This window comes from Streptosporangium minutum (assembly GCF_002149035.1).
GTDB classification, from domain to species: domain Bacteria; phylum Actinomycetota; class Actinomycetes; order Streptosporangiales; family Streptosporangiaceae; genus Streptosporangium; species Streptosporangium minutum.
The window spans coordinates 21,958-45,058 of sequence record NZ_NGFP01000014.1; the positions used below are offsets into that span (position 1 = coordinate 21,958).

Below are 23,101 nucleotides of genomic sequence, written 5' to 3' on the forward strand. Positions count from 1 at the left end.
ATCCCTGTTGCCCTCGAGCGGTCGTGCAATAGTCACATCAAGACATACACTCGCCTTGGGCGCACGCGTCCACGAGTTGTCGGTCCTGGATGCTCCCGACGCCAAAAGGCTCATACATAGTGTACTAAAACAATCGCACGGAAGTCAGGATTCTCGGGTTGAGAAAGAGCCGGAGGCTGCGCAGCAGATAGTGGAACTGTGTGGGTACCTCCCACTTGCTCTCCAAATATCGGCAGCTCTTCTTGCCGATTTCACTCTACGCCCATTGGCATCCCTCGCTAAGGCTCTTGAAGCCACACATACCCGACTCAGCAAGCTCTCCCGCGAAGAGCGGGCTGTACGGGCCGCGTTCGATTTGTCCTACGAGCAGCTTACTTCTCAACATGCTAAGCTCTTTCGTCTCTTAACGATTAACAGCGGGCCAGATATCTCCACTAGAGCTACCGTCCATCTGTCGAAGAATTCCGAGGCAGAGATTCTTCTACAAGACCTAGCGCGCGCTCATCTTATTGAGGTCGGCCGCTCTTGGGGACGATGGCGAATGCATGATCTGATTCGAATCTATGCTGATGAGCGTGGAAACGCCATGAGTAACGAAGATCAGCGCCATCAAGCACAAGAAAGACTGCTTTTCTTCTATCTCGCCACTGCGGAGCAAGCGATAGCAGAGCTAGGACATGAAAGCTTCACTGCACCAGAGCATCGTTCAGACGAAGTGAAGTGGCTGCAAGAAGAATACAGCAATCTAGTAGCAACCGCCGTCATTCCACACGAGCTTAGCGCAGCGATGTCTCTTACACTGGGCCAGTTCTTTCACCTCTACCGTTATTTTGATGACTGGATCAGAGTCGCAGTCTCCGGTCTCGATTTCATTCGCCAACACAAAACCGCCCTAAGTGAAGGATGGGCGATGAACAATCTAGCTTTGGCATATCATCACAATCGAGATTTCAGTCGTGCGATCACTGTAAGCCAGGAAGCGGTCGAATTCTTTCGCAGTCGGCATGACCAACGTGGTGAAGCTGCTTCTCTCAACACCTACGGCATGGCTTGCCGTGAATCTGAACGCATAGCCGATGCCGTTGAGGCCAGCCGACAGACCTACGAACTTTTCCGTAAGCTTGATGATCATCAGCATCTGTCTGGAGCTCTTGGCAACTACGCTGCGGCGCTCGAGTTAGATATGCATGGGCTACAGGAAGCACTCGCCATGCATCGAGAGGCAGTAAGAATGGCGCAAGAGAGCGGAGATCCCCGCAACCTTGCGGCTCTTAAGAATCTCTATGGCACCGCTCTTCTCAAGGCCGGCCGTTTCCAAGAGGCAGAGATAGAGCATCGACATGCGCTGGACTTTTATTGTAGTACAGGCGATAAACACGGCGAGGCTGCCGCATGGGGTAGTCTGGGAAATGCGCTTCATGCCATGGGCCGCATAGATGAAGCAATCAATGCTTATCGCGAAGACGTAGACATATCTATCGAAGGCTCCGACATCCATGCTCTCGGCCAGGCTTGGTTGAACCTGGCAAGGGCCCTAGACCGCGCGGACAAATTGTCAGAAGCAACTGCCGCTTATCAGGACGCTATTCGATCCTTTACATCGACAGGAGATGATGAGAACAGGATAGCGGCGCTTGAGTCGCTAGGATTTATGCTTCTATGCGCGGATCGCGCCGGTGAGGCAATCGACTATTATTACAAGGCTGCAGAGCTCTGTCGAACAAGCAACAATGCCGACCTCCTCCTATCGATTCTCCACATACTCTGCATTGCACTTATCGATGAGAATCGTTTCAATGAGGCCAGGGAAGTCGACAACGAGGTGCGCAGAATCAGGAGTTTGTAATATATCGGCTAGAGCTCCCCACAAGGATGGTTCTTTCGGGCAGCCGCGGTGTTCGGCTTCGGTAGGGAGAGCTCGATCACCTATTGCCAGGCATCATTGGAGGCGGAGGGTATAAACATCCCTCGCAGCGGGGGATCTACCGCATAGGTTCGACGATGCAGGCAAGATCGACCCCTTGATAAGGCGGTGAGGTGCTCCAGCCAAGTCGCCTTCGAACCGTCTTACGGGGTGAGAGGCATCGATGACACGACAAGGGTGGCGCAGCAATAGGCAGTTGACAGCGATTGGCCGCACCGGCATGTCGGCGCCGGCCCGACAAGCTGTGATCGATTTGCAGTTGGTCCCAGGAACGTCCGTTCTCGATTACGGCTGTGGTCGGGGCGGAGAAATACGCGCTCTGCAAGGTCTAGATCTCGATGTCTCCGGGTGGGACCCGGTCTACTTCCCGGACGGGCGCTTGGAGCCAGCCGACATCGTGCTGCTTACCTACGTTGTGAACGTGATCGAAGACCGCGCCGAGCGACAACGCACCCTGAAGCGCGCATGGGAGCTGGCTAAGAAGGTGTTTGAGAGCTGATCATCGGCTTTAGTGGGTCCATTCGAGTGGGCGCGCTCCGGACCGTTGGACGGGATGACCCCGGGTGATACGCCGCAGCAGCGTGCTGATCGCCGCCCACCGCACCATCGCCTCGCTCGTCGGTGCCTGCCGCTCGTAGTCGCGCGCCAGCCGCCGGTGCATCATCAGCCACGCCAGCGCCCGCTCGACCACCCACCGCCTGGAATGCACCTGAAAACCGCGCTGGTCAGCGGGCTTGGCCACGATGTGCACGATGATGCCCAGCACCTCACGCGCCCAGACCACCAGCCGCCCGGAAAAGCCCTGATCGGCGAAGACGACCCGGCAGGCACCGGTCAGGTACAACCCCAGCAACAGGGTCGTGGCCCCGGCGCGGTCCTGCACACTGGCCGGACGGACCATCACCGCCAGCAGCAGGCCGAGCGTGTCGGTGACCACGAACCGCTTGCGGCCGCCTGTCTTCTTGTTCGCGTCGTAGCCGCGGCTGTCGGCCCCGACGGTGTCGGCGCCCTTGACGCTCTGGCTGTCCATCACCGCCGCCGACGGCTCGTCCTGGCGGCCGGCGCTGCGGCGGACCCGCCGCCGTAGGACGTCGACGATCCGCTGGGTCACGCCCTGCTCCTCCCAGCGGACGAAGTGCCAGTACACCGTCTGCCAGGGCGGGAAATCGGCCGGCAGCTGCCGCCAGGCGCAGCCGGTACGCACGACATACAAGATCGCATCCACCATCTCCCGGCGCGGATGTTTCTCCTTGCGGCCGTCCCAGTGCGGGACGGGAAGCAGCGGTTCGATCAGCGCCCACTGCTCATCGGTCAGATCAGAGGGGTAGAAAGGGGCGTCGTGTCATGCCTGTGCTCCTACCCCCTCACGGAGTGGCTTCACGATCACCTCTCAAACACGTTCTAAGACAGCGCTGGTGGTATCTGCGCGCCTTCGTTGGGAGCGCAACCAGATCAAGGGTGAGGAGCACGGCGACGGGATCCTCACCAGCCGCAACACGTTTCAGTATCTGTTTGCGGCGGGCGAGCTCCGCGACTACGTCCAGGACACGACCAACGTGCGATGCCTGTCGGCCGCACCGGGCATCGTGTATGCGTTCAAAAGCGACGACGCTCGCCTACGCTACATGGCCCGACGGGTAACATCCAGCTCGGAGTGGCTCTCCTCTGAGGATGCGACCTCAGCCATCGCTGCCGTCGTGGACTATCTGGAGCGGCGTGGGCGTATTCCTCGCCTAGAAGAGATGCCTCTTGCAATGGCAGGGCTTCTTGGCAGTCTGGGTCCAAGTGAGCTGCACCGCCTTGTGAACCAATCGGCGGACCCGACAAAGGTCGAGGCTGGAGTCAAGAGGACCACACTGGATACGTTGCTCTTCCTAGCCGTCGAGCTGTTCCACGGTCGCGGCCCCTCTAGCAGCCTGCCCTTGACGGTCCAGCTCGATGTACGTACTTTCTTTTCCTTCTACGCCGAAGCCTGTCAGCGCACCGACCGGCTGTTGCTCAAGCTGCGTGACGACGGATACGTACGGCGGGCCATGACGGGCTCGGTGGCTGGGAAATTTACCCCGACTGCGTTGTACGTCCATCGACGTGCGATCCACCGCATGCCTGTCGTACTCCGCCTATACGAGCGCTGCGCCAGCATCGCGGCCGTCCCGCCGACTTGACCATCGCGAAGCTCCGGCATCAAGGCCGGGGAGTCAGCTGGCTGGACTATCCCGACTTCGAAACCGATCAACATCCTCATTTGCTGTCGTCCTACACCGTTGACCTGAAAACACTGAAGTCTTCATTTCTGTCATACGCCAATTCAACCAACCGGCCGCTGCTTCACCGCAAGCACGAGTTCCTAGCATCTGACGACCCCGACGCGCCTAAATACAGGAGGCTGACTGACGCCGAGATCAAAGCAGGTCTTTATGAGCAACCACACTTGATCGGCACCGAAGATGGCTGGTGGGAGGCACTGAATCGATGCGGTCGGGTGCTACGCAGTCATCGATTGCTACATCTTAGATAGTGACAAGGATTTGAGATCGATGACCGCGTGAGCCGTTCACCCCTCATCGAGCGAGCGATGGGTCTGCTGTTGTCGGACGCCACCTTCCAAGAGCAGTCAGTCGTTCGATGTCTGGTGTCCACGAACGACTGACGGCAACGGCCCGCCTCGCGAAGAGCATCCGCGAGGTGGGCCTGAGCGATTGGGTACGGGCGCCAGTCCTATCAGAGGTGGCAGACGGAGCAGCCAGCCTCGTCATCATCGGAGTCGAGGGCGTCACTGAGGACTTCCAGGAGGGGCCGGTTGGGCTTGATGCGCTTGGCGGCGCGCTCCAACGCTGCTTGGTGCTTGGCCTCGATCTCGTCTTTGCGCGCTATCAGCTCCGGAAGGGACTCCCCCTGCGACCAGGTGTAGTTGCGGCCCTTCATGGCGGTGTGGCGGTATCGGACCTTCTCCTCGTACTCGACGGCCCGTTCGTACAGGTCGGGGTGCCGCTCCTTGAGGCCGACCCACTCGTGCTTGCGCTGGAAGAAGCAGAAGTAGCAGCCTGAGCGAGTGCGCCACTCGTAGTAGTCGGGAAGACCGATGCCAGCCTCGTCGAGGATCCGCATCACTCCGTCCTTGTCGATGCCGTCCTCGCGGAAGGGAAAGACGGCTTCAATATTCGGCTTGGTGCTGACGTAGCCGAGGCGGTTCTCGTCGGCGCGGATGGCGACGTAGGAGATGACCTTGTCATCACCGACCCAGTCTTCCAGAGGCTTGATCTTTAGGTTCTTGGTGCACCAGCGCATCTGGGGGCTGGGCAGAGTGCCCTGGTAGACCTCCATCCAGTGGTCGAAGTCGCGGTCGGCGTTCAGCCGCACGATCGACTTGCCCAAGGCGGCCTCAAGCCGATTGAGGTACTCGTAGGTCTCAGGCAGTTCGGCGCCGGTGTCGCAGAAGAAGTACTCCATCTCCGGGACTCGGTCGCGCATATAGACAGCGAGCGCGGAAGAGTCCTTGCCGCCCGAGATACCGAGCACGTGCCGGACCTTCTTGGTGTCGACTCCTTCGGTCATCCCTCTGCCTTCCTTTCACTCGCCGCTGTGGCGGCATCGGTCACGCGCTGGGCCAGGGCAGCTAGCAGAATGCGTGCGCCATCCGGGCCGAGCGCCTTCTCGGCCTGCTTCAGAACGTCGACGGCGAGGGTGTCGGCCTCGCCACGGACCTGCTCGGGCACGTAGACCAGGGTGCGCTGCTCTACGCCGGCGCTGTCGGTCAAGGTCAACAGCTGCGCGTCGAGCTTCTCTTCCCGGCCACGGATCTCACGCCCGGCATAGTGCAGGTGCCCGACGCGGTCGAGGGCTGCAGCCATCGTCCGGGCTTTCTGGGGGAAGACCTTGGCTTCGTGGTCGTCCCAGTCTCCGAGGGCGGAGTTGGTCAGGCGTACAACGATGGGCTCAAGCCAGTCGTCGTCTTCGAGGCTGTCACTGAGGACGAAGTCGACGAAGCCCCGCAGTTCTGGTGCCAGCACGGCGTCTGCGAAGCCTCGCAGACGGGCCGCGAGCTGGGTACGCAGCTGGGACAGTTCGGCCAGCAGACGGAACTCCTTGGCCAGTACTCGGACGACCTCGGCGCGCAGCCGATTGTCGATCGCGACGAGTTCGTCCGCAGCCGCGGTGAGGCGTTCGACGTAAGTGGTCGCCGCTTCCGTGTTGCCGCGCGTGCGTGCCGGGACCTCGGGGAGACCGAGAGCTTTCGGCAGTGCATGGAAGACCAGCTTGTCGGGGTCCACCGCCTTCGCGATGGTCGCGCGCACGGCGCGAGCATCGGCAGAGATGTTCTTGGTAGTGCGGGCGTACTTGTTGAGATCGGCCACCCGCATGATCAGGGCACTGGCGACCGCGAGCAGGTCTGGGTTGCGTAGAGCCTTGGAGCGTGGTGTTTCCACGCCGAGGGAGATCATCAGCTTCTTAATAATGCTGCCGCGCTGGCCGTCTCCGGCCGGCGTGTACTTCACCGAGAAGCGTCCCGGGCCCTTAACGAGGCGTTCGACCACGTCGATGGTCAGCCGGGGCAGGTAGGTGCCTTCCTCGAACAGGGCGACATCGTGCCGGTGGATGACGAGGGCTGGCACGAGGAACACCGGAATGACTCCGGCCTTGAGCCCGAAGGGCGGGCTCATCAGGGTCCGGATGACCTCCTCGATGCTCAGGCGCTCGGTGGCACCGGTGAGTACCTCGTTCAACGCGTTCCAGGCGGGCTGGGCGTGCTCGTGGCCTTCCCCAGGCGAGGAGAAGCCGTAGGGAAGCAGGCTTTCCTGATGGCTCTCGGCCTGGGCTACGCCGTTCTCGCGGTGCAGGCCGAGGTAGGCCAGCACGCCGCTGTACATGGCGCGCTCGGGCTTATAGCCGCCAGTGAAGCCAAGGTTCTTCTGCCCTGATGCAGAGAACATGGCCGTCAGCAGTATGCCGCGAGCCTGGGCGGCCTGGCTGGTCAGGACATGGCGGCCGAGCATCTCGTTGCGGATGTGGGGCGTGTGCGGGTACACCGATTCGCAGGCCAGGGAGACCAGTCCGCTGAGGCTCCGGGCCGTCAGGTTGGAGGCGGCTGGTTCTTCGCCAGGGGCGATGCCGCTATGCCACAGGCTCCACGACGCCTCGGAGGATGGCGGGTAGAAGGCATCCTGCATCAGCTCCCGCAGTTCCGCTTCGGCCTGCACAATCCGCTCGGTGACTTCCCGCCGGGCGACGTGGTCGAGGCCCTGGTCATTGCTGAGTTCCTTCAGCGCGACCAGGTAGGTCGCCGTCGTGAGCACCACGTCAGGGTGTGGCGTGGTGCTGACGAGCACTGGCAGGGGCGAGTCGACGTTCGGCCGGTCGGCATCGGTGCCGAGGTGGAAGACGACGAGACCGTCGGCAGGCTCCTTCAACTTGTCCGGGGCGGCAACTGTCTTGGTCTCCGGACCGCTGACCGCAGTGTAGAACACGCGCATCATGCCGGTGACCTGGCTATGGCGGCCAGCCACGAATGCTTGCGGGACGAGACTGGCGAGACGATCGATGACCGAGGCGTCATCGAAGTGGCTAATGATTTCCTTGAGCCGGCCGTCGATATCGACGTCCGTGCCCTGCCAGACCCGGTACTCGCCACTGAACTCACGGTGGACCACGAAACCCCGGCGGACAAGGTCGGCGAGTCGCTCTTCGAGCGCCGTGAAGGCATCGGGGTCAGCGACCTCAGTGGGATCGTGGAGAGCGAAGTGGATCATCGGCGCGGTGGCGCTGAGGACCCCATCGGAGTCGATCAGGTTGAGGACACCGATGGTCTTCAGAACGTCCTGATCGGGGTCCGGGAGGCCGTTGGCGTCCCGGATGCGCGAGTCGACCTCGATCCACCGGCTCGCGTTGGCGGAAGCGAGCAGGGTGGTTCGCCCAGAGTTGAGGAAGTAGTCGTACAGCTGCGGCAGTCGCACCGTGCTGGCACGGTCGGCCTTCTCGCTGCTGTGCCGGGCCAGCGAGTGGCGGACGGTATTCGGTTCCCCGCTGTTGAGGAAGCCTGAGATGCTGCGGTCGTGCTGGCCAATTTGGGCAGCGAGGATCGGTGCGGCGAGGGCCGTGATGGGGTGCAGCGGATAGAGGTCCGCGAAGTGTTCGGGTCCGAGTTCAGCCAGGACCCCTAGGCCATGGTCCGTCCAAATTTCCGCGGACGCTTGGGCCGACGCGGTAATCAGTGCCTGTCCTGCTGGGCTGACCGCCGAGTGGTCGAGGTAGCGCCGCAGCAGGTGTAGGGAGTCGCCGTAGTGAGGGACGAAGGTGATGTCCTCGAAGCGCCCTTGGATCTTGGCCCATTCACGGGTTTTGAGTTCGCTGGACCGTGAGGCGTAGTCCATGAACGACAGGTGTTGCAGGGTCATTAGGTAGACGGGCAGCCCATTGGGGCCGGCCGACTTCTCCGCGAGTTCCTGCAGCAAGAACAGGTCGTGCTGGGCATCAGCGAACTCGTTGTGGCCAGCGAGGTGTTCCAGCGTCTTGCCGAACTCGTCGATGACGAGGAGCAGGGGCTGCTGCCCGTCCGCCGTCAGTGCGGCAACCGCGTCGAGGATGTCCTTGGCGCTGGCAGTGTCCGGGTCCGCGCACGCCGCGAGGGCCGCGGCGATGGCTTTCGAGATGCGCTTGCCCCAGCGTCGCTCCGCCGCGGTGTGGAGGGCCCGGGCGAGCGTGGCGACCAGGGGTTCACGGCGTGCGGTGGCTACGCCACCGAGGAACCCGTCAGGGGCGATGGCGTCGCGTGCTGCGGCCAGGCGCTGAGCGAGGGCGGGGCTAGACTCGTCGAGGATGCGCTCGGCCTCGCTGCGCCGCTGGGCGTCCCGCCCGAGCAAGGCATCGATGAAGTTGGACAGAGTGGACTTACCGGATCCGTATGGCCCGGTGAACGACCAGGCGCGGGTCCGGCGTTGGTCGGCAAGTGCGCTCGCGATGCGTTCCAGAACGTCGACCGCCCGGGCGCCGACGTAGGGGTCGTGTAGGGCGTCCGTGACGTCCCGCTCGAGGTTCGTCGAGCGCATCTGAGAGCCGACGAGTTCGAGGCCAGCGGGGAACTGCGGGGCGGAGGTCGTGGGGCTGCCGGGGGTCCGCGTGGGGGTTGCGGTGGTCACGCGGTCTCCTCAAAGAGTGGCTCGGCGGTGTCGGCGATATTGGCGGTGTTGGCGGTGAGTTCCTTCTGCTCGGCCTCGGCGAGCCTGGGGAACTTGGCGGCCCATTCTTCGCGGGTAGGGAAACTGGGGCAGCGGGTGACGAAGTCGTACTGCTCGTCGAGCACTTCCCAAGCCAGTGCGAAGGGGTCGGCCGCGAACGCGAGGCTGCGCTGTCCCACGGCCTCGGTCAGGTTGAGTTGCGGGTGGTCCGCGGCGACCTTCTGCAGCGCCATGACGATCTCGTTTTCTCCGACGCGGAAGGCTCGCCCCGGGGAACCCGGCTCGTTGGCCAGGCGGGCAACGGAGATCGAGTTGGCTTGACGGGAAAACTTGGCGGCGTAGTCGAGGCAGGCATAGGCCAGGACCCGGGCGGGTAGCGTGGTGCGGTGCCCGCTAGTGAACTGCCACTCCGGCTTGCCACGCGTGCCGACAAAGGTAAGGAGGTCAAGGTCGCGGAAGGGGCAAGCGAGCAGGTCCTCATAGCTGCCGGGGGAGCCGGCCTTCTCCGGAGCGCTGCGCGCGTACATCTTGGTCAAGCAGTCGATATCACGGACGATCGAGGCTTCGACCGGGCCCTCCTTGTAGGAGAAGTTCACATGCCGGGTGACGACCTGCGTCATGTCCGCCACCGTGAATCGGGAGAACGGCGCGAGGTGGAAGGACGTGTACCAGGTCGGCGCCCAGCATTTGGCCCCGGGACGGGAAGAGACCAGCCACCAGTGCAGCAACCACAGGCTGCCATTTTCCTCCAGATAGGGGTCGGCGCCGTCATCGTCGAGCAGCCAACGGGCCTCCCACGTGGGGAAGGAGTGCTTGGAGCGCGCCCCGCTCGTCGGGTAGTGCTCGCGGGTCAGCTTGAAGGCCCGCGACCAGTAGCGCATGGCGTTGACCATGTTCTTGCCCACACCGAACAGCACCGGGGCGTCATCCGCGAGGAACGCGCTCGGATCATCTTTGACCTGCGTATACGCCTTGTGCAGCCAGCCGAAGCGGGGCGCGAAGGTCTCATGTCGCGCGAAGGAAAAATGGGCGGCTTCCCCAAGCCGGCTGTCTGACATCCGGAACCTCTCCATGTTCGATGCGATTGCTCTAACGAGGTGTTAAACGGGGTAACAGTCAGCGAGGGCCATCGGCTTCGGCCAGCGAGGAACGAACCTGAGTCACGGCCCGTACGACGGCTTGCGCCGCGTGCTCAATCTCGGCGTCCGTGGTGGCGTAGCCCAGCGAGAAGCGGATCGTGCTGTCTGCAGCCTCCCGGGACAGTCCCATCGCCAGGAGCACGTGACTCGGCGTCGGGGCACCGGATGCACACGCGCTGCCCTCCGAAGCGGCGACGTCGGGCATGGCCGCCAGCACGGCATCCGCTGGCACCCCCGGGAAGGTGATACTCGTTACACCGGGGAGTCGCTGATCCCGCCGGCCATTGAGACGGCAGTCAGGCAGAGCAAGGGTCAGCAGGCGTTCGAGGCGGTCGCGCAGTGCGGCGACACGCTCGGCTTCCTCACCAAGGTTGCGTCGGGCGGCATCGGCTGCAGCACCCAGACCGATGATCCCCGCCACGTTCAAAGTGCCTGCGCGCCAGCCACGCTCTTGCCCACCACCCACCAGGAGCGGCCGGTGCGGCAGTGGCGTCCCACGCCGCACATACAGCGCGCCGACACCCTGCGGGCCACCGAACTTGTGGGCCGACAGCGACAGCAGGTCGACATCGAGTTCAGCAACGTCTACAGGCAGGCGACCGACGATTTGGGTGGCGTCCGTGTGAATGAGGGCGCCGGCCTCACGGACCGCCTTGGCCACGACTCGAAGGTCGGTTAGGACACCGGTCTCGTTGTTCGCTCCCATCAGGGAGACGACCCCCCCGCTTCGTGTCACGAAGACCTGCTCCAAGGCGTTGAGATCCACCAGGCCGTCGGAGCCGACCTGTAGCAGCACAAGATCCTCTGGTCGCTCGGCGGTCACCATCCGGGCTGTCTCCAGAACAGCAGGATGCTCTGCCGGGCTCGTCACTAGCGAATTTCCAGGTGTGTAGGCAGAGCGGAGGGCCAGGTTGTTCGCCTCGGTAGCCCCGGACGTGAAGATGATCTCGCCCGGTGAGCAGTTAAGCAGGCCGGCTAGCTGTCGACGAGCAAGGTCGACCCGATGCGCGGCTTGCCGTCCCGGTTGGTGCATGCTTGAGGCGTTTCCGACCGACTGCATGGCTTCAATGACGGCTGCAGCAGCCTCAGGCCGGATCGGTGCGGTGGCATTGTAGTCAAGGTAGGACATACCCGCCCCATGAGACCCGTTCATCATCTGCCACCCGTCACTTGTGTCGCACATCAATGTACTGCTGGTGGAAAGCTCGTCCCGCATCCGGGTTTCCACCAGGAGCAAGCCGATCTTAGCCATGCGGCAAGATCTACTGCTTGAAATCACTCAGACGCGTGACATCACAGGCCGCCTACTGAACGAATGTTCTACACCTGGGTGCGGTGCGCGCAGCTTGCCTGCAGCAAGATCAGCCCAAGGGGTCGGGGATTCTGGTCAGAGAGCGACAAATCCCGCCCCTGGCTGAGGTTTTCGCCTAATAGCGCCCCTGTTGTCAGCGCCCCTGATTAGGGTGGTTCGCACGCTGCGACGTTGCGGTGCCGGCACTTTGGGGCGGTGCTTGGCGTGCTCGAACTGGGGGTGGAAGTTCATGACGACTGCGCCGACCGAGGCGCGTGCAGGCTGGTGTCCGCTACGCAACGGGCAGGTGAGTCCGTGACGGCTTGGTCACCGGGGATGTCGTTCAAGGCACTCCTCGCTGGTGCGCCGGTGTCATACATCCGGGCACATCTCGGCGAGCAGCTGTGTGCCCTGCTCGATCTGATCGAGGGGGGCACAGCGCCAGACGACCGGCTGCGGGCCGTTGCCCCGATCGCTATCGACGCCGAGCGCCTGGTCGCTGACGAGGCCGAACGCTCCACTCTCATAGAGATGGTTCCGAGCCCCAAGCAGGCCGAGCTGGCGCAGCGGCTTGGCTCGGTAGGCGATGGGCAGGCACCGCTGGGCTATCTGCGGAGCCTGAAGTGGACGGCGGACGAGCGGCGCGAGCTGCTTGAGTTCTTCGGCTTCACGATCGACCGGGTGCCGTCCCTCCCGCCGGCGTTCAAACAGGAGGCGGCGCCCGAGTATGCCTTGTTCCCGCATCAGCGTCATGCGGCGGCCCAGGTCAAGGAACTGCTGTACGACGGCTCGCGGCGGACAGTGCTCCATCTGCCCACTGGCGTTGGCAAGACCCGAACAGGCATGAGCCTGATCTGCGATCATCTACGGCAGCACGAACCGACCGTGGTGGTGTGGCTGGCGCACGGGCAGGAGCTGCTGGAGCAGGCCGCCTCAGAGTTTGAACGCGCCTGGGCCAAGGTCGGTGACCGTCCGCTCCCCCTTCTTCGTGTATGGGGCAACGCCCCTGCAGAGCTCACGGAGGTGACCGATGGGCTGGTCGTTCTCGGCCTGGAGAAGGCCGTCTCGACTGTCAAGTCGGATTCGCAGTTCCTGGCCACCCTTGCGGCACGCAGCACCCTGACCATCTTCGATGAGGCTCATCAGATCATCGCTCCCACTTTCCAGAGGGTGGTCGACGAACTGACGATCCGCCATGACACTAGCCTCCTGGGGTTGACGGCCACGCCGGGACGGACCTGGGCGGATATATCCAAGGACGAGGAGCTTTCCGACTACTTCTCCCGACAAAAGGTGATGTTGGAGATCGAGGGCTACACCAACCCGGTGACAGCCCTGATTGAGCAGGGATACCTGGCCAAGCCGCTGATGAGGACAGTGGCCTCTGAGCCGGGTATGCACCTGTCGGCTCAGGATCAACAGCTCCTTGCGCGGTCGTTCGACATCCCGGCCGTGATGATGGCCGAGCTCGCGCGGGACGAGCAGTGGAACCTCAAGATCGTCCAGACCATCATGGAGCTGCTCAAGCAGCACCGCCGGATTCTGGTGTTCGCCGCCTCTGTCGACCACTGCCGGCTGATCGCGGCCGTCCTGTCCGCGGCTGGCATCGATGCTGAGTTCGTGACCGGCGAGTCCTCCCCTCGGCACCGCAGCCAGGTGATCTCTCGGTTTAAGGGGGCCGGTCGGCGCCCCATGGTTCTGTGTAACTTCGGGGTCCTGACGACCGGCTTCGACGCCCCGGCCGCTAGCGCTGCAGTGATCGCCCGCCCGACCAAGTCCCTGGTGCTCTACAGCCAGATGGTCGGCCGCGTCATCCGCGGCCCAAAGGCTGGCGGCACCGCCACCTGCGAGATCATCACCGTCGTGAACCCGGAGCTTCCCGGGTTCGGCGATGTGGCAGAGGCATTCACCAACTGGGAAGACGTATGGGAGACATCGTGACCAGCGACGGCAGCAACTACCGGATCGTCAGTCCCTCTCTGACCGTCAAAGCCATGCGGGACAGCGGCTACAAAAACACTGCCTACGCCCTCGCCGAACTGATCGACAACAGCATCGACGCCAAGGCCACCCTCGTGGAGGTCTTTGCCTGCGAGAACCCCGTGAAAGTCGGCGCTCGGACCAACCACCGCGTGGAGACCATCGCCGTCCTCGACAACGGCCACGGCATGGAGCCGCCGCAGCTGCGGCGCGCCCTGAAGTACGGTGACGGGCAGGGCGTCGACCCCGCCCGCATCGGCCGTTTCGGCATGGGCCTGCCCAACTCCAGCATGTCCCAGTGCACCCGGCTCGACGTCTGGTCCTGGACCAACGGCGCGGGCAACGCCATGCACACATACCTCGATCTCAAAGAGATTGAGGCAGGGCTGATCGACGATGTCCCCGAACCCACATACGACCCGCTGCCCGACTACTGGCGGGACCTGAGCGAGGGGCTCGGTGACACCGGCACGCTCGTCGTCTGGACGAAGCTGGACAAGGTCAACTGGTACGGAGCCGCCGCCACCCTGAAAAACACCGCCGAGCTGATCGGCCGCGTCTACCGGCACTACCTACACGACGGACGCGTCGACATCCGAATGGCGCCCGTCCGCGAGGGCAAGGTCGTCGACGGCGAATACCACGCCGTCCCCAACGACCCCCTCTACTTGATGGCGCCCACTTCCACCCCGGCGCCGTTCTCAGACAGGCCGATGTTCATGCCTTTCTCCATGGGCAGCGAGTCCGAGCCCGGCGTGACACGCTTCCCTGTGTTCCATGAGGGCAAGAAGCACAACATCACGGTCCGGGCCTCCATCGCTCGCCCAGAGGCACGGCGCGCCAATGTCGAAGGGCAGCCGTGGCCCGACGGCATCAGCCGCACGACCGACCCTGGAACTCTTCCGTGGGGCAAGCACGCCAGGCGCAACGTCGGCATCTCGCTCGTACGCCAGAGCAGGGAACTCGATCTCGACGCATCCTGGGCCATTGGGTACGACCCGACGGAACGGTGGTGGGGCATCGAGGTGGAGTTCCCGCCGGAACTCGACACTATCTTCGGCGTAACGAATAACAAGCAGGGCGCCACTGTCTTCTCCTCCCTCGCTCACTTCGACTGGAAGGCCCACGCCGAGGCCGGCGAGTCTTTCAAGGGGTTCAAGGAGCGCCTTGCCGAGTTCAGCGATCCGGGTCTTCCTCTCATCGACCTCGTGCTCTACCTAGAGGAGAAGCTCCTGCCTGCCATCCGGCGGCAGCTGAAGCAGCAGACGGTCGGTACACGTAAGAGCAATAAGCGGCACGACGATGACGTCGCTTCTAGGGCCACCGACGCCGTCAAGCGCCGAAGCGAGGAGGGTTACACCGGCAAGACGGACGAGCTGGAGGAAGGGGCGACCACCGAGACCAAGCGGCAAGAACAGGTCGAGGCCCTCACCCAGCGGCACCACCTTGACGAGGACACTGCGCAGTCCATGGTCGAGGAGGCCCTTGAGAAGGATCTTCGCGCGCGGTGGATCTCCGGCTTCCAGGACACCTCCGCCTTCTTCAGCATCGACCTCATGGCTGGCATGCTGCAGGTGATCTTCAACGAGAAGCACCCCCTGCACGCTCAGCTGTTGGCCGTCCTTGAAGACGTCCCGGAAGACGCGGACGTGGACGACCTGCGCGACCGGCTCAACCGTGTCGCGGAGACCTTCAAGCTGCTGCTCTTCTCCTGGGCGCGTATGGAGGACGAGACCTACCCCGACCGCGACCGCGAACGCATCGCGGACGCCCGCCGCGAGTGGGGACGGTACGCCCGTGACTTTGTGGACGGGAAGGCCAGCGACGCGTGACCGAGCCCGCCCACATCTGGCGGCAGATCGAAGAACTGATGACGGGCGCCCACGGACGCGTAACCCTTGTGGCGCCCTTCATCAAGCGAGAAGTTCTGGCAGCTACACTCTCCGCCGTTCCCGCCTCTGTCGAGAGCATCGAGTGCATCACGCGGTGGGTTCCCGAGGAGGTAGCGGCAGGGGTGTCGGATCCGGAGATCATTGAGCTCGCAGAGGACGACAAGCGGCTGCGCATCGCCCTGTGCCCGAGTTTGCACGCCAAGCTCTACCTCACAGGCGAGCGCTGTCTAATCGGGTCGGCCAACCTGACAGGGAAGGCCACCGGGCGGGTCACGAATCCGAACATTGAGATCCTTGTCGAGGTGTCCGCGACACATCCGGAAGTCGGCCGGGTACTCGCCGAGATCGAGGCATGCGCGATTGAGGCGGCGCCCCACATGGCCGCCCTGGTGAGAAGACAAGCGGAGCTGCTGAAGGAACACCGCCCGGCTGCCTCCGACCAGCTGCGAGAGGAAGCCCAGCAGGGCTGGTACCCGGTTACACGACGCCCGGAGGCCGTCTACCCGTACTACTGCGGAAGGGCTCGATTCGGGCGATCCGTAGAAGCAGCCATCCTGCGGGACCTCGCGTTCCTAGGCGTACCGGCAGGCTTGACCGAGGCGGAGTTCTCAGACTGGGTCGAAAGCCGCCTGCGGGAGATTCCTGCCCTCCGGGCGCTGGTGGAGGGTGATCGCCTGACCAACGTGGACCTGCAGCATGCGCTGCAGGAACAGGCAGGCTTAACCGATGAGCAGGCCAAAAGAGCGACCGAGACCATTGCCGCGTGGCTTCGGCACTTCGGCCGCTTCTACACCGATGTAGGAACGTGGGAGCTCAGGCACGGGCGGGAGCTGTCGTAACCGCCCCCTGAAGTGACGCCGGCATCGGTACTGAGGTCGACCACGACCCGAAACCTGATTGATGTTGAGCCGCTGTCGGCCACCCGGCCTGACCCGCTGGTGTGCCTAGGATCTGTACGGACAGCCAGGTGTGGCGGCAGCGCCCCGCCTGGCGGTCTTAGGGCAGGAGCGCAGATGTTGGGAAGGTCCTCATGGCTCAAGTGCGGGTCCCGTACCTGCTCGGGCACGCTGAGATCGCTTCCCTTTTCCGAGTTGAGCGCCAAACGTCACAGAAGTGGCGCACAGAAGGCACACTTCCCGAGCCCGACCTAGTCGCTTCCGGCAACCCGTACTGGCTGCTAACGACGGTGCTGCACATCAGCGGCGTCGGAGACCGTCGAATTGATGAGGGGCAGCTCGGAGCGTATAAGGCCAGCAGCCCTCACGGCTATGCCCTACAGGATGACGAACAACTGCCTGCCATCCTCGGCATTCAGGAGGTAGGCCGTGTCCTCGGTCGAGATGCCCAGGCGGTTTCCCGGTGGCGCAACCGGCGACGTATCGCCGAGGCGGACCTCGTCCTCTCCGGTTCTCCACTCTGGCTCTTGGAAACGATCCTTGCGGACGCGCAACGCAGGCAGCGGCCCGTCGTCACCGCCGAGATCGCCATGCTGCGTGCGGGACAGCGCGCCCCACAGAAGCCTCGCGGCCGCAGGTCCAGCAATCCCCCCGTGGTGCGCCCGCCGCAAGAGGTGCTGCCCGCAGCACGAACGTTCACGAGCGCTGACCAGGCCGCCGCCGTGGAGTTCCTCGCATCGGTACTGGCCCAGGGCTACTCCGTCGTGATCAAGCCTCAGCCCTGAGTCAACTGTCCGCCCACGGTTACGACCCACGCCGCCAACACCACCTGCGGCTGGTTCCACTGTTCGTCGACGACAATGGGAGAAACACTTGATAAGCTGGCTTGCAGTCAATAATCTCTCTCACATGTCGATTCTGCAGCGCGCCCACGGAGCCCATAGCGCCGACTCAGCCGACTCCGACCCCCAGGCCGCTTCCGGCCAGCCGAGCCACACTGCCGTGAAGGTCGTCTCCTTCGGAGGTGGCGTGCAATCAACAGCACTGCTCGTGCTGGCGGCCCGTAGAGAGATCGACTTTCGGACCTTCCTCTTCGCCAACGTGGGCGACGACAGCGAGCACCCGGCGACGCTCGCCTACGTTCGTGAGATCGCAATCCCGTACGCGGCCCGAGCGGGGCTCGAAGTCCAGGAGCTTAGGCGGCGCCGACGTGACGGAACCACCGAGACGCTCATGCAGCGCATGAACCGGCCGGCCACGCGATCGATCCCCATCCCAGTGCGCATGGCGAACGGGGCTCCGGGCCGACGTAACTGCACAACAGACTTCAAAATCAAGGTGATCGGGCGGTGGCTCCGAGAGCATGGAGCCACCGCAGAGCATCCGGGTGCGGTGGGAATCGGTATATCGCTCGACGAGATCCACCGCGCCAACCGGCGCCGACGAGAGCCTCACGAGCTCATCGAGTACCCTCTCCTCGATCTTGGGCTGCGCAGGAGTGACTGCGAGCACATCATTATGGAGGCCGGCCTGCCGGTGCCGCCGAAAAGCTCCTGCTTCTTCTGCCCCTTTCGCACCGTCGACGCGTGGCGGCACCAGCGCAGGCACGAACCCGAGCTGTTCGCCCTGTCGGTGCAGCTTGAGGAGACGATCAACGAACGCCGGGCTGCACTCGGGCGGGATTCCGTGTATCTCACGAGGTACGGTCGCCCGCTCGCGCAGGCAATCCCTGAAGACGGCTTGGCAGACAGCACCGTCGACGAGGGGGATGGTTCCTGCGACTCCGGCTGGTGCATGACCTGAATCAACCGGACAGGGACAGACGGGGCTGAAGCCTAGCTTCCGCCCCGTGCCCGTTTTTTGCTTCTGCCAGATGCGGAACAGAGCCGACCGCCAGATTGGAGCACCCGGTCAGAGCTCGGGCGGTTCGCCAGCCTCAAGGTGGAGAACCGCGAGGTACTCGCTATAGAGCATCTCTTCATCCACCCACCGGCTGCCGCCAGCGCCATCGGGGACCCACCTGCCATCGAAGAGATACTTGTCCTCGTCGAGAACCGCGACGCTCCCTTCGGCCAGCGCTACCGCCAGCAGCAGCTGGATCCCTAGCATTACAGCCGTGGACGCCCCCCTGGCGGCGCAAATTTCCTCGTGGCTGGCTGCGTGGATCTTCGCGTCCGCGTCGTCGGTCGGCTCGGGGACCCCCGCGAGACCGTGCACCACCTGACGGTGCACGGCGATCGCCTGGGCGACACCGGACGCGACGGTCACAGCGGTACCGTCGGCCCGATCCCGTGCGTGAGCCGTGAGGTGCTCAGCGACTTCGCGTGCGTGCAGTGGCCAGATGTCGGTGCGGTGAGATAGCTGGTGCGCCGCCCTTTCGATGGCGATAGCGGGCTGAGAGACGTCTGGGTGCAGCACCCTGACGAGCCCTTCGAGCGCCGCCCGGACATAGCCGAGCCGTACTAGGTGCAGCTGCCACTCCTCCACCATCTCCGACCAGACGGCGTCGAAGTCGCTGCCGACGGCACACATGCCCCCGTCGTCGTACGACATGTCGAAGGTCACTGTGCGCAGCCCCTGGGCAAGCCGGAGCCGCTTGTAAGCGCTCTCCCAACCTGCCTGTTCGGTAGCCCCACCGCGTACGACAGAGGCCTACACCCAATCGGCGAGTTCACGGACGTGTTCCTCGGGCGCAGCCAGCGCGAGTGCTACCAGCGTGCGGTACGAGGGCAGGCAGACGCCCCCCGTGTGAGTGGTGGTCATAGGGGGAGCGTCTCATGTCCTACTGACAACACCGACCGAGCTGGCGGGCACGTTGGTGTAACGGATCGGCGTGGCCGAGCCGGGCGACCGCAACGTGGATACGGATGACCTCCGGATTAGCGTCGTCGTGTAGACGCGCCGGAGGTCACGGAAAGTGGGTGTGCAGGAGAGGTTTGGGGGGTTTTGTTCTTTCATCCACACGTTGTGTTGACCGGACACAGTGGAGATGAGAGAACCGAACAGGGTCTGGGTGGATTGGTCCGCCCTAACCAGTCGTGGACAAGTATTATCGACGGTGCTCGATGGCGTCCTCCTGGAGGACGGTGGCGATGACGCCTGCATGGTGTGTCGCATCTAACCTGACCAGCCTGTTGGATTCGGAGGACGGCCCCCCATGCCCACCCAGGCCAGAGAGATATTTGAGGCGCAGAGCAAGAGCCTCCGCGAGTTGCTGTCGGACAATGGCCTCGGCCTGTACCTGCCGCCGTATCAGCGGCCGTATGGGTGGGGTAAGGACAAGGTCGAGAAGCTGCTCGACGACACCCTTCACGGTCTGAAAAATCTCGGTGAGGCTCCCGACAGCTTCACCTTCCTGGGCACCGTGATTACCATCCACGACGTCAATCACGTTACGGTGCAGCCGATTGTGAAACCGGAAGTGCCCTCCAAGGTACTCACCGTGATCGACGGGCAACAACGTCTATCGAGCCTGCTCCTTCTACTCGTAAGCCTTCATAATCTGACCCGCCAGCACTCATGGAAGGTCTTCAAGGGCAAGACACCCGATTCCACGGACACTGCGCGTGCATCGCTTTACTCAGAAACTGTCGGCATCCTGCAGACCCTCAGCACTGCTTTCTATGAGCGAAAGAATTTCGGCGACGCGCCGATCTACCCTCGACTGATCCGCGCCTTCGTCGACCAGTGGTCTAAGGATGCAAAGCTCAAACAGTATGAATCTCCAATTGCGAACCTGATCTACACCTACTCAGTCGAGGCAGACGCGGAGCCCCCGACCGTGAAGCCGACGGACTTCAGGCCGCTGGCGCGTCCCGGTGCAGGTGAAGGCGAGGGCGATCTAATTAGGCGGTTCGGCGAGATCCGTGCCGCACTGACCAAGCTCGCTCAGCGCACAACGATTGAGGAGCTTGAGGATTTGCCGCCACTCTCGACCTTGGCCAATCAGATCGAGTTTCAGCGCGCGCTGTTCAACCATGAACTCGACCCCAAGCTGTGCAGATGGCTTCGCGAGCTGGAGGACGAGCCCGAGGCTGTCTTGATGCGGCTCGTGATGTTCGCTGCGTACGTCCTAAACCGCATTGCGCTAACTGTGGTGCAAGGCAAGGACGAGGACTATGCCTTTACCATCTTCGAGTCGCTGAACACGACCGGTGAGCCCTTGACCGCCTTCGAAACGTTCTTGCCGCGCGTTGTGATGGCGGAAAAGGTTCAGGACTACCGAGGCTCTGACGCGCACGAGCGCATGAAGGCTGTCCAGAGCTACCTCGATCGATTTGGCGTGGGGGAGAAGCTGCAGAATGCAACCCGTGAGCTGCTGGTGACGTTTGCCCTCGCGGAGACGGCCAAGAAGCTCTCGAAGCGGCTCTCCGACCAACGCGTCTACATGAAGGACACCTTCGACAACCATAAGGATTCCGTCGATGCTCGCGCTGCGTACTTACGCCACCTGAGCGACACGGCGACCTTCGTTGGTACAACGTGGGAGCCAGCGAAGGAAGCTCCTCGTCAGCTCGTCGGACTCCCCGCCTCCGCCATGACGGACACGGTCAAGCTCTGTCTAGCCTTCCTAAACGACCTCAACCACACAATCGCCATTGCACCCTTGTTGCGGTTCTACTCCGAGGCCGTCCATGCAGAAGAGGGCGAGGAGCGGGACAAACGAATCGCGGAGTTTGAAAAAGCTATCAAGGCGACCACCGCCTTCACGGTTTTCTGGCGAGCGACTCGAAGTGGCACCGGGAACATCGACAGCCAATATCGATCCGTCATGGCGGGTGACTCGTTAACTGGCATGGGACCTCTTGCGCGGGCGGTGTCGAACTCAGAGCAGCCTAAGCCAACCGTGGACGCCGAAGCCCTGAAGGAGGAGCTCGCGGCGCGCTTGTCCAATACGGACAAGAAGTACGGCGGTATCCCGAACCTTGCATCGTTTCTAGCGGCGGCGAAATCTTTGCCTCTCTACAAGAACAGCCGACCACTGACGCGCTTCCTTCTGCTGGCGGCCTACCACGACACCATTGAAGACCCCGATAATCCTGGCCTTATAAAGCAGGGAAAGGCGGGCGTGGCTCCGTGCTTCACATCAGACGGCTGGTCCGATGAAACACACTTCACGATCGAGCACATCGCTCCTCAGCAAGCGACTGGCGGATGGGATCAGGACTTTTACAGCGAGAAGGGGATCGCTGACAAGATCGTTCACAAGATCGGCAACTTGGTCCTTGCGCCAGGGGCCGCCAACACGTCGCTGAGTTCGCGACCGTGGACTGAAAAGAAGGTGTTGTACGCAGCACTTGGTGCTACGACCACCGAGGAGGCCAAAACCATTCTCAACGATTCGGGCTTGGCGTTCGCGCAGTCGACCGAGGAACTGGCCCAAATGTCTCGTTACCTGCCGCACCTGCGAGCACTCGGGCAGCGCGACGCGGAGTGGGACCCGGCTTTCATGGATCGGCGAGCTGAAGTTCTCCTTCGACTCGCCTACGCACGACTGAAGGGCTGGCTCGGCATCGCGTGGTCGGAATCGACAACTGATCCGGTGGCCCACCATGTCGATGACGAGGTTGAACCTGACGAAGATGACGAGTCCGCGGAGAACCTCGTCTGATTCGGCTTGGGATCGCATGGCGATCCACGCGTCAGCGGCCCGTATCTATTGGCCAAGCACGGCGGCAGGCCATCAATGAGAGGCCTACCTTTCCTATGGATCAGATGATCAGGGTTCTCGCCCGGGGCGGAGACTGCCTGGCCGACATCGCGCTCCTGCGGGCCCGGCCCGAGCGGTTCAGCCCTGTGGCCCCAGACCCGACCGTCTCCCGCCTGATCGCCCGACTGGCCGCCGACGCGGCGCGAGCGTTGAAGGCAATCCGCGCCGCCCGCGCCAGCGCACGAGCACGCGCCTGGACGCTGGCCGATCACAACGCGCCCGGCGCCAACGGCGAACTGATCCCCCTCGACCTCGACGCCACCATCGTCGTCGTCGCCCACTCCGATAAGGACCAGGCCACACCGACCTGGAAGAAGACCTTCGGCTTCCACCCGATGACGGTCTTCGCCCACCACGAAGCCGCCGGTTCCGGCGAATCTCTGGCCATTACGCTCAGGCCGGGCGACGCCGGCTCCAACACCGCCGCCGACCACATCGACACCACCCGGCTCGCCCTGGCCCAACTGCCCAAACAGCGTCGCTGCCAGGTCCTCATCCGTACCGACTCCGGCGGCGACACCCACGATTTCCTGTCCTGGCTGACCTGGCCGGGCAGGTGGCTGAACTACTCCATCGAGTTTACCCTCACTGACGACATCCAGACTGCGATCTTGCGGTTACCGAAGACCGCGGCTCCGGCGCGCTGACCGGCAACACCTACGACCTGAGCGCCGCCCGCATTTGGGGCATCCTGCCCGAACTGAACAAGGCCGGGATCATCTTCTTGGCCGCCAAGGCGTATAACGGAGTCGAGGGCCCGGCCGTTACCCCGTACAAGGGCAAGAAGCAGTCCGAGTCCCAGAAACAGGCCAATTGCTCCCACGACAGGCCCCATGGACACGGCGAACGCGCGCCCAACTGAAGAGCTGGAAGATCGTTCGGGAGCTGCGCTGTAGCCCCTCCACGGCTGGCCACCCTGTGCAAGGCCATCGCCGTCCTTCAGCACCACAGCGTCGCTGAGGTCCCCCGAAGATGACAAGGGTTCAGTCTAATGATCTGCTACTTGTCGAAGATGGTTCTCAAATGATTCGATAATCAGTGCGGCAGAATGTTGGACTACAGACAGTTGTACCGTTGGGTTAGATCTGACCTTACTT

16 protein-coding genes are annotated in these 23,101 nt (G+C 63.1%); 10 read left to right on the forward strand and 6 right to left on the reverse strand.

The annotated features are described in order from the left end of the window. Positions 1-541: 541 nt before the first annotated feature. The gene (locus CA984_RS47700; RefSeq protein WP_242675745.1) at positions 542-1,846 is read left to right on the forward strand and encodes a tetratricopeptide repeat protein; all 1,305 of its coding nucleotides are present in this window, start codon (positions 542-544) and stop codon (positions 1,844-1,846) included. Positions 1,847-2,120: 274 nt separating this feature from the next. Then, the gene (locus CA984_RS44435) at positions 2,121-2,423 is read left to right on the forward strand and encodes a class I SAM-dependent methyltransferase (RefSeq protein ID WP_207620737.1); all 303 of its coding nucleotides are present in this window, start codon (positions 2,121-2,123) and stop codon (positions 2,421-2,423) included. Between the two features lie 9 nt (positions 2,424-2,432). Here CA984_RS44435 and CA984_RS05215 read toward each other — a convergent pair whose 3' ends face one another. Continuing rightward, entirely contained in the window at positions 2,433-3,239 is an 807-nt protein-coding gene (locus tag CA984_RS05215) for an IS5 family transposase (RefSeq protein WP_086568739.1), read from the reverse strand. 100 nt (positions 3,240-3,339) lie between these two features. Here CA984_RS05215 and CA984_RS05220 point away from each other — a divergent pair, with 100 nt between their 5' ends. Continuing rightward, positions 3,340-4,089, forward strand: coding sequence for a DNA phosphorothioation-associated putative methyltransferase (locus CA984_RS05220; RefSeq protein WP_207620738.1), 750 nt, complete (start codon positions 3,340-3,342; stop codon positions 4,087-4,089). Positions 4,090-4,645: 556 nt separating this feature from the next. On the opposite strand, the gene CA984_RS05225 is transcribed toward CA984_RS05220, so the two are convergent. The 4 genes from CA984_RS05225 to CA984_RS05240 are packed head-to-tail and all read right to left on the reverse strand — an operon-like array spanning position 4,646 to position 11,487. Beyond that, positions 4,646-5,479 (reverse strand): phosphoadenosine phosphosulfate reductase family protein, encoded by an 834-nt coding sequence (locus CA984_RS05225; RefSeq protein ID WP_086568742.1) that lies wholly within the window; start codon positions 5,477-5,479, stop codon positions 4,646-4,648. After that, complete coding sequence (locus tag CA984_RS05230) at positions 5,476-9,057, reverse strand: hypothetical protein (protein ID WP_086568744.1); 3,582 nt, start codon at positions 9,055-9,057, stop codon at positions 5,476-5,478. The genes CA984_RS05225 and CA984_RS05230 overlap by 4 nt, the downstream gene beginning before the upstream one ends. Next, positions 9,054-10,154, reverse strand: a complete 1,101-nt coding sequence (locus CA984_RS05235) for a DUF4007 family protein (protein ID WP_086568805.1) — start codon at positions 10,152-10,154, stop codon at positions 9,054-9,056. Before CA984_RS05235 ends, CA984_RS05230 begins: the two co-directional genes overlap by 4 nt. A gap of 58 nt (positions 10,155-10,212) precedes the next feature. Next, positions 10,213-11,487, reverse strand: coding sequence for a cysteine desulfurase family protein (locus CA984_RS05240; protein ID WP_242675746.1), 1,275 nt, complete (start codon positions 11,485-11,487; stop codon positions 10,213-10,215). A 255-nt stretch (positions 11,488-11,742) separates the two neighbouring features. On the opposite strand from CA984_RS05240, the gene CA984_RS05245 reads away from it, so the two are divergent. The 5 genes from CA984_RS05245 to CA984_RS05265 all read left to right on the forward strand — a co-directional run bounded on the left by CA984_RS05245 (position 11,743) and on the right by CA984_RS05265 (position 18,097). Further along, positions 11,743-13,467, forward strand: coding sequence for a DEAD/DEAH box helicase (locus CA984_RS05245; RefSeq protein ID WP_242675747.1), 1,725 nt, complete (start codon positions 11,743-11,745; stop codon positions 13,465-13,467). Beyond that, a complete protein-coding gene (locus tag CA984_RS05250) occupies positions 13,452-15,338 on the forward strand; it encodes an ATP-binding protein (RefSeq protein WP_086568748.1) in 1,887 nt (628 codons plus the stop codon). The genes CA984_RS05245 and CA984_RS05250 overlap by 16 nt, the downstream gene beginning before the upstream one ends. Further along, a complete protein-coding gene (locus CA984_RS05255; protein WP_086568751.1) occupies positions 15,335-16,237 on the forward strand; it encodes a phospholipase D family protein in 903 nt (300 codons plus the stop codon). The genes CA984_RS05250 and CA984_RS05255 overlap by 4 nt, the downstream gene beginning before the upstream one ends. Positions 16,238-16,584: 347 nt before the next feature. After that, entirely contained in the window at positions 16,585-17,079 is a 495-nt protein-coding gene (locus CA984_RS05260; RefSeq protein WP_207620739.1) for a hypothetical protein, read from the forward strand. A 124-nt stretch (positions 17,080-17,203) separates the two neighbouring features. Then, positions 17,204-18,097: an adenine nucleotide alpha hydrolase family protein gene (locus CA984_RS05265; RefSeq protein ID WP_207620740.1), complete on the forward strand. Its 894-nt coding sequence runs from the start codon at positions 17,204-17,206 to the stop codon at positions 18,095-18,097. Positions 18,098-18,205: 108 nt separating this feature from the next. Here CA984_RS05265 and CA984_RS05270 read toward each other — a convergent pair whose 3' ends face one another. After that, entirely contained in the window at positions 18,206-18,847 is a 642-nt protein-coding gene (locus CA984_RS05270) for a hypothetical protein (protein ID WP_207620741.1), read from the reverse strand. Between the two features lie 604 nt (positions 18,848-19,451). Between CA984_RS05270 and CA984_RS05275 the strand changes: the two genes are divergently transcribed. Both CA984_RS05275 and CA984_RS05280 read left to right on the forward strand, forming a co-directional pair. Beyond that, positions 19,452-21,905, forward strand: a complete 2,454-nt coding sequence (locus CA984_RS05275; protein WP_086568755.1) for a DUF262 domain-containing protein — start codon at positions 19,452-19,454, stop codon at positions 21,903-21,905. A 95-nt stretch (positions 21,906-22,000) separates the two neighbouring features. Then, complete coding sequence (locus tag CA984_RS05280; protein ID WP_086568758.1) at positions 22,001-22,651, forward strand: transposase; 651 nt, start codon at positions 22,001-22,003, stop codon at positions 22,649-22,651. Positions 22,652-23,101 lie beyond the last annotated feature (450 nt).